At 65.9% G+C, this 14,533-nt stretch carries 13 protein-coding genes; 9 read left to right on the top strand and 4 right to left on the bottom strand.

What is annotated here, in order from left to right; genetic code table 11:
* Positions 1 to 5: 5 nt before the first annotated feature.
* Genes rfaE1 through rfaD form a run of 3 tightly spaced genes read left to right on the top strand, consistent with a single transcriptional unit; the run spans position 6 to position 2,658 of the window.
* Positions 6 to 968, top strand: a complete 963-nt coding sequence (rfaE1, locus tag MY55_RS17815; protein WP_052258102.1) for a D-glycero-beta-D-manno-heptose-7-phosphate kinase — start codon at positions 6 to 8, stop codon at positions 966 to 968.
* A 50-nt stretch (positions 969 to 1,018) separates the two neighbouring features.
* Positions 1,019 to 1,606: a DUF924 family protein gene (locus tag MY55_RS17810; protein ID WP_065202825.1), complete on the top strand. Its 588-nt coding sequence runs from the start codon at positions 1,019 to 1,021 to the stop codon at positions 1,604 to 1,606.
* Positions 1,607 to 1,656: 50 nt separating this feature from the next.
* Positions 1,657 to 2,658, top strand: coding sequence for an ADP-glyceromanno-heptose 6-epimerase (gene rfaD / locus MY55_RS17805; RefSeq protein ID WP_065202842.1), 1,002 nt, complete (start codon positions 1,657 to 1,659; stop codon positions 2,656 to 2,658).
* 87 nt (positions 2,659 to 2,745) lie between these two features.
* Here rfaD and MY55_RS17800 read toward each other — a convergent pair whose 3' ends face one another.
* The 4 genes from MY55_RS17800 to MY55_RS17785 are packed head-to-tail and all read right to left on the bottom strand — an operon-like array spanning position 2,746 to position 5,445.
* On the bottom strand, positions 2,746 to 3,516 hold the full coding sequence (locus tag MY55_RS17800; protein WP_043576165.1) for an FCD domain-containing protein: 771 nt from the start codon (positions 3,514 to 3,516) through the stop codon (positions 2,746 to 2,748).
* A gap of 58 nt (positions 3,517 to 3,574) precedes the next feature.
* Positions 3,575 to 4,669, bottom strand: a complete 1,095-nt coding sequence (gene arsB / locus MY55_RS17795) for an ACR3 family arsenite efflux transporter (protein WP_047237935.1) — start codon at positions 4,667 to 4,669, stop codon at positions 3,575 to 3,577.
* A 9-nt stretch (positions 4,670 to 4,678) separates the two neighbouring features.
* Complete coding sequence (locus tag MY55_RS17790; RefSeq protein ID WP_043576160.1) at positions 4,679 to 5,092, bottom strand: arsenate reductase ArsC; 414 nt, start codon at positions 5,090 to 5,092, stop codon at positions 4,679 to 4,681.
* On the bottom strand, positions 5,089 to 5,445 hold the full coding sequence (locus MY55_RS17785) for an ArsR/SmtB family transcription factor (protein ID WP_043576158.1): 357 nt from the start codon (positions 5,443 to 5,445) through the stop codon (positions 5,089 to 5,091). The genes MY55_RS17790 and MY55_RS17785 overlap by 4 nt, the downstream gene beginning before the upstream one ends.
* A 470-nt stretch (positions 5,446 to 5,915) precedes the next feature.
* Between MY55_RS17785 and MY55_RS17780 the strand changes: the two genes are divergently transcribed.
* The 6 genes from MY55_RS17780 (at position 5,916) to cysM (ending at position 14,530) form a co-directional block, all read left to right on the top strand.
* Entirely contained in the window at positions 5,916 to 6,659 is a 744-nt protein-coding gene (locus MY55_RS17780) for a (Fe-S)-binding protein (RefSeq protein WP_047237936.1), read from the top strand.
* A complete protein-coding gene (locus tag MY55_RS17775) occupies positions 6,656 to 7,354 on the top strand; it encodes a LutC/YkgG family protein (RefSeq protein WP_043576151.1) in 699 nt (232 codons plus the stop codon). Before MY55_RS17780 ends, MY55_RS17775 begins: the two co-directional genes overlap by 4 nt.
* Positions 7,351 to 8,808, top strand: a complete 1,458-nt coding sequence (locus MY55_RS17770; RefSeq protein WP_065202824.1) for a LutB/LldF family L-lactate oxidation iron-sulfur protein — start codon at positions 7,351 to 7,353, stop codon at positions 8,806 to 8,808. Before MY55_RS17775 ends, MY55_RS17770 begins: the two co-directional genes overlap by 4 nt.
* On the top strand, positions 8,805 to 11,624 hold the full coding sequence (locus MY55_RS17765) for an FAD-binding and (Fe-S)-binding domain-containing protein (protein WP_065202823.1): 2,820 nt from the start codon (positions 8,805 to 8,807) through the stop codon (positions 11,622 to 11,624). The genes MY55_RS17770 and MY55_RS17765 overlap by 4 nt, the downstream gene beginning before the upstream one ends.
* 125 nt (positions 11,625 to 11,749) lie before the next feature.
* The gene (locus MY55_RS17760; protein ID WP_047238491.1) at positions 11,750 to 13,384 is read left to right on the top strand and encodes a lactate permease LctP family transporter; all 1,635 of its coding nucleotides are present in this window, start codon (positions 11,750 to 11,752) and stop codon (positions 13,382 to 13,384) included.
* 261 nt (positions 13,385 to 13,645) lie between these two features.
* A complete protein-coding gene (gene cysM / locus MY55_RS17755; RefSeq protein WP_043576141.1) occupies positions 13,646 to 14,530 on the top strand; it encodes a cysteine synthase CysM in 885 nt (294 codons plus the stop codon).
* Positions 14,531 to 14,533: the final 3 nt, after the last annotated feature.

Below are 14,533 nucleotides of genomic sequence, written 5' to 3'. Positions count from 1 at the left end.
GAGCTATGGGTTTGATGCAAGAGCTGGAGCTGGATGCCGTCAGGCTGGCGGAAAGCCTGGCGCGCGCGCGGGTGCTGGTGGTGGGCGATGTGATGCTGGACCGTTACTGGTTCGGCGATGTGTCGCGCATTTCTCCAGAGGCGCCGGTGCCGGTGGCCAAGATAGGCCGCAGCGAGGAGCGCGCCGGCGGCGCGGCCAACGTGGCGCGCAATATCGCCGGCCTGGGCGGGAAGGCGACCATTTTGTCGGTGGTCGGCGACGACGAGGCGGCCGGTGTGCTGGAGCGGCTGCTGCGCGATGACGGCATCGCCACCTCGTTCAAGCGCGACGCCAAGATCGCCACCACGGTCAAGCTGCGGGTGGTGGCCAGGCAGCAGCAACTGATCCGCCTGGACTTCGAAGATTCGCCCAGTCACGAGATACTGGCCGACAAACTGCAGGAATTCTCGGCTATCGTCGCCGATCACGACGTGGTGATTCTGTCCGACTACGGCAAGGGCGGCCTGACCCATGTGGCGCGGATGATCGAGCTGGCGCGCGCCGCCGGCAAGCCGGTGCTGATCGACCCCAAGGGCGACGATTACAGCAAGTACGCCGGCGCCACGCTGCTGACGCCGAATCGCAGCGAGTTCAGCCAGGTGGCGGGCTCCTGGCGCGACGAGGATGTATTGGTGCGCAAGGCGCAGAAACTGCGCGAGGAATTGAATCTGGACGCGCTGCTGGTGACGCGCAGCGAAGAGGGCATGACGCTGTTCCGCGCCGACGGCGCGCTGCATCAGCCTACTTTCGCCCGCGAGGTGTATGACGTGTCCGGCGCCGGCGACACGGTGATCGGCACGCTGGGCCTGGCGCTGGCCGCCGGGCAAAGCCTGCCGGTGGCGATGAGCCTGGCCAATGCCGCCGCCGGCGTGGTGGTCGGCAAGCTGGGCACCGCGGTCTGCTCGCAGCAGGAGCTGTTCGCGCTTTGATGGGAACGCCCCGGCAGCTGCCGGGTCCATTCGCTAATGGGGAGGCTGGGATGGCGACACTGACGCCGGCGCAAGTCGAGGCCGTGCTGGAATTCTGGTTTGGCGGGTCCGACGATGCCAGCCTGGCCGCGCCGCGCGAGGCGTGGTTCCGCCGCGACGAGGCTTTCGACGCGGCCATCCGCCAGCGGTTCGCGCCCTTGTGCCGGCAATTGGCCGATGGCGAGCTGGAGATGGCCGACGGCGATGCCCGCGCCGCGCTGGCCTGGCTGCTGGCGGCCGACCAGTTTCCGCGCAATCTGTTTCGCGGCGAGGCGCGGGCTTTCGCTTGCGACGCGGCGGCGCGCCAGGGCGCGCCGCGCGCGCTGGAGCAGGGGCTGGATGGCGGCTTGCCGGCGGTGGCGCGGATCTTTCTTTATCTTCCTTTCGAGCACAGCGAGTCGCTGGCCGATCAGGAACTGTCGCTGCGGCTGTTCGAGGCGCTGGACGCCGAGGCCGGCGGCAATTACCTGGATTACGCGCGGCGCCATCATCAGGTGATCGCGCGCTTCGGCCGCTTTCCGCACCGCAATGCCGCCTTGGGCCGCAGCAGCAGCGCCGCGGAGCTGGAATATCTCGCCGCGCCGGGCGCGGGGTTCTGAATCCATTCATTTTCGGGCCGGACGGCCCATTGCAGAACAAGGACAAACACATGACTATCGTCGTTACCGGCGCCGCCGGCTTCATCGGCTCCAACCTGGTCAAGGGACTGAACCAGCGCGGCATCACCGACATCATCGCCGTCGACAATCTTTCCAGCGGCGACAAATTCCATAATCTGGTCGATTGCGAAATCAGCCACTACCTCGACAAGCACGAATTCCTGCACCTGCTGCTGGATGGCGAATACGAGGGCGAGTTGACCGCCATCCTGCACCAGGGCGCCTGCTCGGACACGATGAATCACGACGGCAAGTACATGATGGACAACAACTATCAGTACACGCTGGCGCTGTTCGACTACTGTCAGCACGAGGAAATCCAGTTCCTGTTCGCCTCCAGCGCCGCCACTTACGGCAAGGGCACCGTGTTCAAGGAAGAGCGCCAGTACGAGGGCCCGCTCAATGTCTACGGCTATTCCAAATTCCTGTTCGACCAGGTGCTGCGCCAGCGCATGAAGGAAGGCCTGGCTTCGCAGGCGGTGGGTTTCCGCTACTTCAACGTCTATGGCCCGCAGGAGCAGCACAAGGGCCGGATGGCTTCTGTCGCCTTCCACCATTTCAACCAGTACCGCGAGCACGGCAAGGTCAAGCTGTTCGGCGGCTGGGACGGCTGGGGCGACGGCATGCAAAGCCGCGATTTCGTGTCGGTGGAGGATGTGGTCAAGGTCAACCTGTACTTCCTGGACAATCCGGGCAAGAGCGGCATCTACAATCTGGGCAGCGGCCGCTCTCAGCCGTTCAACGACGTGGCCGAAGCCGCCGTCAACGCCTGCCGCCGCCATGAAGGCAAGCCGGCGCTGACCTTGGCCGAGATGATCTCCCAAGGCATCGTCGAGTACATTCCGTTCCCGGACGCGCTGAAAGGCAAGTACCAGAGCTTCACCCAGGCCGACATCGGCAAGCTGCGCGAGGCGGGCTACACCGCGCCGATGCTATCGGTCGGCGAAGGCGTGGACCGTTACGTGGATTGGCTGATCAGCCGCCAGGGCTGATCGCCGGGCCACCCATCGGGTGGGCGAAACCAAAGCCGCGCCGTCGCAAGACGCGCGGCTTTTTTCATGCCGCAGCGGATTGCCGGCTTAGCGCCCGGCGTCGTCCTGCGCCAGCCGCATCCGCGCGCGCGCGTCGCGCTCGGCCTGCTGGCGCTGGTTCTGCAGGGTGTCGGAGACGAAGTCCAGGTGGCGTTCGGCAGCCAGTTGGGCCTCGTCCGGCCGGCCGTCGCGTATCGCCTGCCAGATGGCCAGGTGCTGGCCGCGCAGCGCCTCCGCCACTTCGCCGACCGCGAACAGGTTGGCGATATTGTCCTTCACGTGGCGATGCAGCATCGCCAGCAGGCTGCCGGACAGGTGGGCGAACAGCGCGTTGTGCGAGGCCTCCGCCACCGCCTGGTGGAATTCCACGTCGGCTTGGGCCTGCTCGGCCAGATCGCCGCCGCGATAGGCTTGCTGCAGCCGGTCCACGCAGCGCTGCAGCCGCTCCAGGTCGGCCTGGGTGGCGCGGCTGGCGGCGCAGCGCGCCACCGTGCCTTCCAGCACGCGGCGAAACTCCAGCAGGTCGCCGCGCAGTTCCTCGTGCTGGCCCAGCAGTTTCTCCCAGGGGTCGGAGAAGGCGGTTTCCAGTCTGTCGGTCACCCAGGTGCCGCCGCCCTGGCGGCTGGACAGCAGCCCGCGCGACGCCAGTTGCTGGATCGCCTCGCGCAGCGACGGCCGCGACACGCCGAATTCCTCGGCCAGCTGCCGCTCCGGCGGCAGGCGGTCGCCGGGTTTGAGCACGCCGTCGAGTATGCGTTTTTCCAGCTGCTGGACGATGACGTCGGACAGCTTGGGCAGGGAGACTTTCGGATAGGCCATGGTTTGCTAAGATTGGTCTGACCAGATGTCCAAGGATAGCAGAGGCCCTGGCGCCCTGTCATCGCTCATCGCGGCGCTGGCCGGACGCGCCCTCATACCAGCCCTTGCTCGCCTTCACCGCCTTCACCACCAGCAGCATGGCGGGGACTTCCACCAGCACGCCGACCACGGTGGCGAGCGCCGCGCCGGAGTGGAAGCCAAACAGGCTGATGGCGGCGGCGACCGCCAGCTCGAAGAAATTGGATGCGCCTATCAGCGCCGACGGGCAGGCTACGCAGTGCTGCTCGCCGGCTTTCTTGTTCAGCCAGTAAGCCAGCGCCGAGTTGAAAAACACCTGGATCAGGATGGGTACTGCCAATAGCGCGATCACCAGCGGCTGGCGCAGGATGGCTTCGCCCTGGAAGGCGAACAACAGCACCAGCGTCGCCAGCAGCGCCGCCATCGACCATGGGCCTATGCTGGCCATGGCTGCGTCGAAGGCAGCCTGGCCCCTGGCCAGCAGCGCCTTGCGCCACAGCTGCGCCAGGATGACGGGGATCAGGATGTAAAGGACGACCGAGGCCAGCAGCGTGTCCCACGGCACGGCGATGGCCGAGATGCCCAGCAGCAGGCCGACAATAGGCGCGAAGGCGAACAGCATGATGGCGTCGTTCAGCGCCACCTGCGACAGCGTGAACAGCGGGTCGCCGCCGCTCAGCCGGCTCCAGACGAACACCATGGCGGTGCAGGGCGCGGCGGCCAGCAAGATCAGGCCGGCGACATAGCTGTCCAGCTGTTCGGCGGGCAGCCAGGGAGCGAATAGCTGGCGGATGAACAGCCAGCCCAGCAGCGCCATCGAGAACGGCTTGACCAGCCAGTTGATCAGCAGGGTGACGGCGATGCCGCGCGCGTGCTGCTTAAGCTGATGCAGCGCGCCGAAGTCCACCTTCATCAGCATCGGGATGATCATCACCCAGATCAGCGCGCCCACCGGCAGGTTGACGCGGGCGATCTCCAGCCGGCTTATGGCATGGAACAGGCCGGGCGCCAATTGGCCCGCGGCGATGCCGGCCGCGATGCAGAGCAGCACCCACACTGTCAGATAGCGTTCGAACCGGCCCATGGCGGCGCTTTGGGCGGCTGGCGTTGCAGCCGCGTGTTGACGGGTAGCCATGATGTCTCCTCAGATGCCCAAGGCTTCGCGGACGGCCGGCACCAGCCGTTCGCGGATGTCGTCGCGCACGCGGATGAAACTGTCCAAGGGCTCGCCGTGCGGATCGTGGAAACCGACATGGATGCGTTTGACCGGCCGGGGAAACACCGGGCAGCTTTCCCTGGCGTTGTCGCAGACGCTGACCACCAGGTCGATCTCCTCGTGCATCACCGCTTCCACTGGCTTGGGATAAAGATCGCCGGTGGGCAGGCCGGCCAGGCGCAAAGCCTCGATGGCGCCGTCGGCGACCTTGGGCTGCGGCGCGGTGCCGGCGGACAGCGCGCGCGCCAGGCCCGCCAGCTCATGGTTGAGGATGGCTTCGCCCATCTGCGAACGGCAGGAATTGCCGGTGCACAGCACCAATACGGTTTTCAGCCGGCTCATGATTGGTCTTCTCCTTTCGCGCTCGCCGCGTTTCGCGGCGAACAGGCGGACGCGCTTGGCAGGCAGGGCTGGCCCTGGCAGCAATTGCGGGTGAGGAAGCCGAGCAGGGCGTCCATGGTGTCGAATTCGGCGAAATAGCGGATGAAGCGGCTTTCGCGCTCGCTCCGGACCAGCTGGACGCGGCTCAGATGCGACAGATGGAACGACAGCGTGGCGGCGGGCAGGCTCAGCTTGTCGGCAATGGCGCTGGCGATCATGCCCTGTTGGCCGGCTTCGACTAGCAGACGGTAGATCGATAGCCGGGACTCATGTCCCAGGGCGGCCAGGCGTTCGGCGGCGGTTAAAGTTTCCATATTTCCATTATTGTGGAAATATTGATTCAATGCCAGGACATGATGCGCGAGCGACTCCGCTGCGCGCCTGAAAAAGGCGTTTCGACCTGCGAATCGCGCATGATCGCCAGCCGCCTTGGCGCCGCCGACTTTCTCCAGCTAAGCGTCTTAGGCAAGGCCTGTTGATGCGATGCAGGCCGCGCGGCCTGCCGGCGCAGCGTCAGCCGGGTGTCCGCGGCGCTTGGTTTCGCGAGGTCTGTCAGACCGTGTTTTGCGCCATCTTTCTTATTTGCGTGCCTTCCTCTTTTTCCAAAAAAACCACATGGCCAAGTCGGCGCGATTCCGCTTGCCTCATGGACGGCGGCGTGAGCGAGTGATGACAGAGGCGCTTCTGTACGTTTCGGGCGCGCTTGTCATATTGACGAACTCAAGCATTCACTCTAAAGTGAATTTATAAAAATAATTGGTCTTACCAATTTACAAAGGAAGCCATGAAGACGCCTGCCGACGTTTACCTGTTCGGCACCTGTCTGCTCGACCTATTCCTGCCGGAAGCTGGCCTAGACGCCATCGCCCTGCTGGAAGGCCTGGGCGTGCGGGTGCATTTCCCCCAGGCCCAGAGCTGCTGCGGCCAGCCGGCCTATACCAGCGGCCATTCCAAGGAGGCGCTGGCGGTGGCGCGCGCGCAGCTGGGCTGTTTTCCCGAGGACTGGCCGGTGGTGGTGCCGTCCGGCTCCTGCGGCGGCATGATCCAGCACCATTGGCCCAAGTTGTTCGCCGGCGAGGCGGACGAGATGGAGGCCTGCGCCATCGCCGGGCGGGTGGTGGAGTTTTCCGATTTCCTGCTCAACCATCTGGACTGGCAGCCGCAAGACTTGGGCCCGCCCACCAAGGTGGCGGTGCATACCTCCTGTTCGGCGCGGCGCGAGATGAACGTGCACAAGAGCAGCTGGGCGCTGGTCGATAGGCTGCAAAACGTCGAGCGCGTGGTGCAAGACCATGAAGCCGAATGTTGCGGTTTTGGCGGCACTTTCTCCATCAAGCATCCGGACATCGCCGGCGCGATGGTGGCGGACAAGGCCCAGTCCTTGCAGGACAGCGGCGCGGTGGAGTTCGTCACCGCCGACGGCGGCTGCCTGCTCAATATCAACGGCAAGCTGGGACAGTGCGGCAGCGGCTTCCAGGGCCGCCATCTGGCCAGCTTTCTGCTGGAGCGCACCGGGGGCAAGCGATGAGCGCCCGCGCCTCCATCTTGCAAAAGCTGCGCGCCGCGCCGCGGCAGGAGCGCGCGCGGCCGGATTTGGCCGGCCATTTCCAGCATTTCGCGGCCAAGGACGATGAAATCGCCCGCCTGCGCCATTGGGCGGCGATGATGCGTTCGGTGAAAACCGACATTCTGTGGACGCGCGAGGCGGAGTGGGACGCCGCCCTGGCCGACTGGCTGGCCGTGCATCCGCAAGACTCGCTGCTGCTGTCGGACACGCCGCATGGCCGCCGGCTGGCGCGCAGGCTGGAGGGCGTGGACGAAGCGCCGCACATCGTCTGGTTCGACCGCGAAGTCGATGGCTGGAAGGCGGAGCTGTTCGACATCGCTGCCGGCTTCACTGTCGCGCGCTGCGGCATAGCCGCCACCGGCACCCTGGCGCTGTGGCCGGACGAGGCCGAGCCGCGCACCATGAGCTTGGTGCCGCCCTTGCACATCGCCTTGTTCGACGCCGCCACGCTGTACCCGGACTTTTATTCGGCGCTGCAGGGCGAAAACTGGTCCGCCGGCATGCCCACCAACGCTTTGCTGATTTCCGGGCCGTCGAAAACCGCCGACATCCAGCAAACCTTGGCCTACGGCGCCCATGGCCCGCGCGACCTGCTGGTGTTGGCGCTGCTGCCGCCGCATATCGCCATCCATGACGTGGAAGGAGACGGGCGATGAGCGAGAGCAAGATCACCGTTTACCCGTCGCGCGCCTTCAAGGACAACGCCAGACTGGCGCTGACGGATGGCAAGCTGCGGCAAAGCCTGCGCGGATCGATGGACTTTTTGATGGCCAAGCGGTTGGCGGAGTTTCCGGACGAGGCGGAGCTGTCCGCACTGCGCACCCTGGGCGAGGGCATACGCCAGCGCTGCCTGTCCCGGCTGCCGGATTTGCTGGAGCAGCTGGAGGACAAGCTCGCGGCAAATGGCGTGAAGGTGCACTGGGCGGAAACGGCCGAGGAGGCGAACCGCATCATCCACGGCATCGTCGCCGCCCGTCAGGGCAAGCTGATGGTCAAGGGCAAGTCCATGGTCAGCGAGGAGGTGGAGCTCAATCATTACCTGGCGGACCAAGGCGTAGAGGCGGTGGAGAGCGATATGGGCGAGTACATCGTCCAGCTGGCGGGCGAGAAACCCACCCACATCATCATGCCGGCCATCCACAAGACCAAGCAGGACATCGCCAAACTGTTCCATGAACAGTTGCCGGACACGCCGTATACCGAGGATGTGGACGCGCTGATCCAGATCGGCCGCCGCGTGCTGCGCCGCAAGTTTCTGGACGCCGACGTCGGCCTGTCCGGCGTCAACTTCGCCGTGGCCGAAACCGGCACGCTGTGCCTAGTGGAAAACGAGGGCAACGGCCGAATGTGCACCACCGTGCCGGACGTGCACGTCGCCATTACCGGCATAGAAAAGGTGGTGGAAAAGCTGGAAGACGTGGTGCCGCTGTACAGCCTGTTGACCCGTTCCGCCATCGGCCAGCCCATCACCACGTATTTCAATATGATCAGCGGCCCAAGGAAGCCGGGCGAGAAGGACGGCCCACGCGAGGTGCACCTGGTGCTGCTGGACAACGGTCGCAGCCAGGCCTATGCCGACGAGCAGCTGCGCAAGACGCTGCAATGCATACGCTGCGGCGCCTGCATGAACCATTGTCCGGTCTACACCCGCATCGGCGGCCACGCCTACGGCACCACCTATCCGGGGCCGATAGGCGAGATCATCTCGCCGCACCTGATGGGGCTGGAAAACACCCGCGACCTCCCTACTGCGTCCAGCCTGTGCGGCGCCTGCGGCGAGGTGTGCCCGGTGCGCATCCCCATTCCGGAAATGCTGATGCGACTGCGCGAGGAAAGCCAGCGGCCGGCCGGCGAGCGGGTGGCGCATCCGCTGCGCGGCCAGGGCGCGGCGGCCAGCGGCGCGGAACGGATGGCCTGGGCCGGATGGCGGCTGGTCAACGCCTCGCCCAATCTGTACCGGATGTTCGGCTGGGCGGCGACGCGGCTGCGCAAGCACGCGCCCAAGAACCAGCTGGGCTGGACGCAAAACCACCTGCCGTTGACGCCTGCTCCCAAAACGCTGCATGAGCTGCTGCGCGAACGCGAGGCGAACAAGGGGAAATCCGCATGACGCCCGCCCACGCCGATTTTCTGCAGGATTTGCGCCAAACGATGCCGCCGGCGCGCATTTTCACCGACCCATTGTCCACGCTGGCCTACGGCACCGACGCCAGCTTCTACCGCCTGCGGCCGCAAATCGTCGCCCGGGTGGAAGACGAGGGCGAGGTGGCGGCGCTGCTGCGGCTGGCCAGATTGCACCGCGTCGCCGTCACCTTCCGCGCCGCCGGCACCAGCCTGTCCGGCCAGGCGGTCAGCGATTCGGTGCTGGCGGTGCTGGGCGATGGCTTCAACCGCGGCCAGGTGCTGGACGGCGGCGCGCGCATCCGGCTGGGGCCCGGCATAATAGGCGCGCACGCCAACGCGCTGCTGGCGCCGTTCGGCCGCAAGATCGGCCCCGATCCGGCGTCGATCAACACCGCCAAGATAGGCGGCATCGCCGCCAACAACTCCAGTGGCATGTGCTGCGGCACCCGCGACAACAGCTACCACACCCTGCAGGCGATCCGGCTGCTGCTGCTCGACGGCGCCGCGCTGGATACCGCCGATCCGGCCAGCGTGGCGGCCTTCCGCGAATCGCACGCCGATCTGCTCGATGGCTTGGCGCAGCTGTCGCGCCAGCTGGCCGGCGATCCGCAGCTGGCCGAGCGGGTGCGCCGCAAGTATCGGCTGAAGAACACCACTGGCTACGGCATCAACGCGCTGCTGGACTTCGCCGATCCGGTGGAGATGCTGGCGCACTTGATGATCGGCTCCGAAGGCACCTTGGGTTTTATTTCCGAGATCACTTTTCATACCGTGGCCGAGCATCCGCACAAGGCGTCGGCGCTGGTGCTGTTCGACGATCTGGATCGCTGCTGCCGCGCGGTGTCGGCGCTGAGCGCGGCGCGCGACGCTAGCGGCGTGTCGGCGGTGGAGCTGATAGACAGCCGCAGCATCCGCGCGGTGCAGGGCAAGCCGGGACTGCCGGATTTCCTGTATCAGCCGGTGGGGCTGGACAGCGCTTGTCTACTGATCGAGCTGCGGGCGGAGAGCGAAGCCAGGTTGGACGAATGTTCGGTCCAGATAGAGATGCTGCTGGCCGGTTTCCAGCCCAAAGTCTCCAGCGGCTTCAGCCGCGACGCGCGCGAGTGCGAGACCTACTGGGCTTTGCGCAAGGGGTTGTTCCCCGCGGTGGGCGCAGCCCGGCCGTTGGGGACCACGGTGGTGATAGAGGACGTGGCCTTTCCCATCCATCAACTGGCCGATGGCGTGGCCAGGCTGACCGCCCTGTTCGACAAGCACGGCTACGACGAGGCGCTGCTGTTCGGCCACGCGCTGGACGGCAATCTGCATTTCGTGTTCGCGCCCGGCTTCGAAAGCCCGGCCGAGGTGGCGCGCTACGATGCTTTCATGCAGGACGTCAGCGACTTGGTGGCCGGCGAATACGACGGCTCCTTGAAGGCCGAGCACGGCACCGGCCGCAATGTGGCGCCCTTCGTGCGGCAGGAGTGGGGCGACGCCGTCTGGAACATCATGCGCCGCATCAAGGCGCTGTTCGATCCGGAAGGCCTGCTCAATCCCGGCGTGATCATCACCGACAACGACAGGCTGCATCTGGAGAACCTGAAGCCGATGCCGGCCGCGGACGATCTGGTCGACCGCTGCACCGAATGCGGCTTTTGCGAGCCGGCCTGTCCGTCGCACGGGCTGACGCTGAGCCCGCGCCAGCGCATCGTCGCCTGGCGGCGCATCCGTCAGTTGGAACGCGACGGCGAGGGGGCGGAAGAACTGGCGGCCTTGCAAGCCGGCTACCGCTACCGCGCCGTCGATACTTGCGCCGCCACCGGCATGTGCGCCACGCGTTGTCCTGTGGGAATCAACACCGGCCTGCTGATGAAAAAATTGCAGGGCCCGAGCCGGCGTCCCGCCTTGGCCGGCTTCGCCGCCCGCCACATGCAGCTGATGACGGCGGCGGCGAGGACCGGTTTGAAGCTGGCGCATGTCGCGGGAACGCAGCGCTTGAACGCATTGACGCGCCGCCGGCCAGGCGAGCGCAAGATCATTCCGCTGATCCCAGCGGCCTTGCCGCGCGCCGCCGCGCTGCTGCCGAAGCCGGGAGGCGAGGGCGAGCCGGTGGCGTTGTTCGTCAGCTGCGTCAACCGAACGCTGGCGGAAGGCGAGGGCGGCGAGTCCGTCGCGGCGCATACGATCAATCTGCTGCGCCGCGCCGGTTTCGCGCCGGTCTATCCGCCCGGCCATGACGGACTGTGCTGCGGCCAGCCGTTCGCCTCGGCCAATGCCGCGGACGCATTGGCCATCAGTCAGGCATCGTTGAATGACGCCTTGCTGCAGGCGAGCGGGCAGGGCCGCCATCCGGTTTATCTCGACAACAGTCCGTGCGCGGCGCGGGTCAAACAGGCGCAGGCCGAGGGCTTGCTGGACCCGCGCTTGCAGCTGTTCGACGCCGCCGGTTTTCTGGCGGAAAAAGTTCTGCCGCGGCTGAGCATCGTCCGGCGCCTGCCGCAACTGGCGCTGCATATTCCCTGCAGCGCGACGGCGATGGGCGCGGCTGGAAGCTTGAAACAACTGGCCGCCAGCTGCTGCGATGAGCTGACCGTGCCGGATATCGCCTGCTGCGGCTTCGCCGGCGACAAGGGCTTCACCGCGCCGGAACTGAACGCCCACAGCCTGAGGAGACTGAAGCCGGCTTTGCCGGAAGCCTGCCGCCACGGCGTGTCGATGAGCCGCACCTGCCAGATCGGTCTGACCGAGCATGGCGGGATTCCCTATGCCAGCATCGAGGCGTTGCTGGATTTCTGCACCACCCCCATCAACGGCCCGTCATGAAGGCCGCCTTTTCAACGCTGAAGTCAACCTAAGAAACGCCAGCCAGCCCCGCCATGCCGCAACGGTTCCGTTGACCGGCAGGGGAGCGGCTGCGCCGGCGAAACCCGAATGAGGAGAAGCTGAACATGCATGAAATCTGGACCCAGCAGTATTTCCCGGCCGGCGGCCCCGCGCTGTCGGCATTGATGGCCGCGCTGCCCATCGTCTTTTTCTTCGTCGCGCTGGCGGTGCTGCGGCTGAAGGGGCACGTCGCCGGCACCTTGACGGTGCTGATCGCGCTGGCGGTGGCCATATTGTTTTACGGCATGCCCGCCAAGATGGCGCTGGCGGCGGCGGCCTTCGGCTTCGGCTATGGCTTGTGGCCCATCGCCTGGATCATCATCGCCGCGGTGTTCCTGTACAAGATCACCGTCAAGACCGGGCAGTTCGACATCATCCGCGCTTCGGTGTTGTCGGTGACCGAGGACCAGCGGCTGCAGATGCTGCTGGTGGGCTTCTCCTTCGGCGCCTTTCTGGAAGGCGCGGCCGGTTTCGGCGCGCCGGTGGCCATCACCGCCGCGCTGCTGGTGGGGTTGGGCTTCAATCCGCTGTACGCGGCCGGGCTGTGCTTGATCGCCAACACCGCGCCGGTGGCGTTCGGCGCGATGGGGATACCGATCATCGTCGCCGGGCAGGTGACCGGGCTGGATCCGTTCCTGATCGGCGCCAAGGCCGGCCATCAGCTGCCCATCCTGTCGGTGATCGTGCCGTTCTGGCTGGTGATGATGATGGATGGCCTCAAGGGCGTGCGCCAGACCTGGCCCGCCATCCTGGTGGCCGGCGTCTCGTTCGCCGTCACCCAGTTTTTCACGTCCAACTATATCGGGCCGGAGCTGCCGGACATCACTTCGGCCCTGGTCAGCCTGGTGTGCCTGACGCTGTTCCTGAAGGTATGGCAGCCAAGTGAAATCTTCACGTTCGACGGCCGCCGCGCGCCGTCCGCGCGCCAGGCCAGCGGCTTCAGCCTGGGCCAGGTCATCCGCGCCTGGAGCCCGTTTCTGATCCTGACCGCGTTGGTGACGGTGTGGAGCGTCAAACCGTTCAAGGCCATGTTCGCCAAGGGCGGCGCGCTGGAAGGCTGGATCTGGAAGCTGCATGTGCCGGGGCTGGACAAGCTAGTGTTGAAGACGGCGCCCATCGTCGCGCATGACACGCCTTACGAGGCGCTGTATAAGTTCGACATCGTCTCCGCTGTCGGCAGCGCCATCTTCCTGGCCGCGCTGCTGTCCATGGCCTTGTTGAAATTCCGTCCGGCCGAAGGCGCGCGCGCCTTCGCCGAGACCCTGGCCGAGCTGCGCCGGCCGATATTGTCGATAGGCATGGTGCTGGCCTTCGCCTTCGTCGCCAACTATTCGGGCATGTCCAGCACGCTGGCGCTGTGTCTGGCCGGCACCGGCCAGGCTTTTCCGTTCTTCTCGCCGTTTTTGGGTTGGCTGGGCGTGTTCCTGACCGGCTCCGACACCTCGTCTAACGCGCTGTTCTCGGCCCTGCAGGCGGCCACCGCGCACCAGCTGGGCGTGTCGGATGTGCTCCTGGTGGCGGCTAATACCACCGGCGGCGTCACCGGTAAGATGATCTCGCCGCAGTCGATCGCGGTCGCCTGCGCGGCGGTGGGGCTGATAGGCAGGGAAGCGGATCTGTTCCGCTTCACGCTGAAGCACAGCCTGATCTTCTGCAGCTTCGTCGGCGCCATGACCTGGCTGATGGCGCATATGGGGTAGGGCGGATGCCCCGCTGGCGGGGCGATCCGCCGAGTGGCGCATTGTCGCGCCCTTCGCGGGCATGGCCTAGCGGCCAGCCCGCGCTACGGCGCTTACATCTCGCCTAGCCCTTTCCCGGAAGGGAGAGGGCGAGAGAGGAAAATGTATTCAGCCATCCCGCGCCTGCCCCCGCCCTTACCGCCGGTTATTAGATTAGAAATAACGATTTCGCATCTGCTGATAGCCAATCGATATAATGGGGCCAGTTCAGGGAGATTCTTTGTGTACAAGCATCTGGAAGATTTCGTCGGCGGCACGCCGCTGGTCCGTCTCAAGCGCCTGCCGGGCGACAACGGCAATGTGATTCTGCTGAAGCTGGAAGGCAACAATCCGGCCGGGTCGGTGAAAGACCGGCCGGCGCTGTCGATGATCCGCCGCGCCGAGCGGCGCGGCGACATCCGGCCCGGCGACACTTTGATCGAGCCCACCAGCGGCAACACCGGCATCGCGCTGGCGATGGCGGCGGCGATGATGGGCTACCGCATGGTGCTGATCATGCCGGAGAACTCCAGCGCCGAGCGGGTGCAGGCGATGCGCGCCTACGGCGCGGAAGTGATCCTGACGCCGGCCGCGGGTTCGATGCCGGCGGCGATAGACTTGGCGCGCAGCATGGAGGCGGCAGGCGAGGGCCGCATCCTCGACCAGTTCTCCAACCCGGACAATCCGCTGGCGCATTATGAAACCACCGGCCCGGAAATCTGGGAGCAGACCGGCGGCAAGATCACCCACTTCGTTTCCAGCATGGGCACCACCGGCACCATCATGGGCACCGGCCGTTTCCTGAAGGAAAGAAATCCTGCCATCCGCATCATCGGCGTCCACCCGGAGCCGGGCAGCCAGATCGCCGGCATCCGCAAATGGGAAGACCCGTATGTGCCCAAGATCTGCGATTTCGAGCGCATAGACGAGATTCAGCATGTCAACCAGCAGGACGCGGAAGACACCGCCCGCCTGCTGGCGCGGCGCGAGGGCATTCTGGCCGGGCCGTCGTCCGGCGGCGCGCTGGCGGTGGCGCTGCGGCTGGACGCGCAGTTGACCGGCGCGGTGATCGTGTCGGTGGTATGCGATCGCGGCGACCGTTACCTGTCCACCGGTTTGTTTGGCTGAGCC

It is taken from the genome of Chromobacterium subtsugae (assembly GCF_001676875.1).
GTDB classification, from domain to species: domain Bacteria; phylum Pseudomonadota; class Gammaproteobacteria; order Burkholderiales; family Chromobacteriaceae; genus Chromobacterium; species Chromobacterium subtsugae.
Note: the sequence above shows the minus strand (reverse complement) of the source record. Positions and strands in the feature narration are given on the sequence as shown.

What these genes read in the sequence shown, in the direction of transcription:
- rfaE1 (WP_052258102.1), top strand. Translation starts at nt 6, where the DNA reads ATGGGTTTGATGCAAGAGCTGGAGCTGGATGCCGTCAGGCTGGCGGAA.
- MY55_RS17810 (WP_065202825.1), top strand. Translation starts at nt 1,019, where the DNA reads ATGGCGACACTGACGCCGGCGCAAGTCGAGGCCGTGCTGGAATTCTGG.
- rfaD (WP_065202842.1), top strand. Translation starts at nt 1,657, where the DNA reads ATGACTATCGTCGTTACCGGCGCCGCCGGCTTCATCGGCTCCAACCTG.
- MY55_RS17800 (WP_043576165.1), bottom strand. Translation starts at nt 3,516, where the DNA reads ATGGCCTATCCGAAAGTCTCCCTGCCCAAGCTGTCCGACGTCATCGTC.
- arsB (WP_047237935.1), bottom strand. Translation starts at nt 4,669, where the DNA reads ATGGCTACCCGTCAACACGCGGCTGCAACGCCAGCCGCCCAAAGCGCC.
- MY55_RS17790 (WP_043576160.1), bottom strand. Translation starts at nt 5,092, where the DNA reads ATGAGCCGGCTGAAAACCGTATTGGTGCTGTGCACCGGCAATTCCTGC.
- MY55_RS17785 (WP_043576158.1), bottom strand. Translation starts at nt 5,445, where the DNA reads ATGGAAACTTTAACCGCCGCCGAACGCCTGGCCGCCCTGGGACATGAG.
- MY55_RS17780 (WP_047237936.1), top strand. Translation starts at nt 5,916, where the DNA reads ATGAAGACGCCTGCCGACGTTTACCTGTTCGGCACCTGTCTGCTCGAC.
- MY55_RS17775 (WP_043576151.1), top strand. Translation starts at nt 6,656, where the DNA reads ATGAGCGCCCGCGCCTCCATCTTGCAAAAGCTGCGCGCCGCGCCGCGG.
- MY55_RS17770 (WP_065202824.1), top strand. Translation starts at nt 7,351, where the DNA reads ATGAGCGAGAGCAAGATCACCGTTTACCCGTCGCGCGCCTTCAAGGAC.
- MY55_RS17765 (WP_065202823.1), top strand. Translation starts at nt 8,805, where the DNA reads ATGACGCCCGCCCACGCCGATTTTCTGCAGGATTTGCGCCAAACGATG.
- MY55_RS17760 (WP_047238491.1), top strand. Translation starts at nt 11,750, where the DNA reads ATGCATGAAATCTGGACCCAGCAGTATTTCCCGGCCGGCGGCCCCGCG.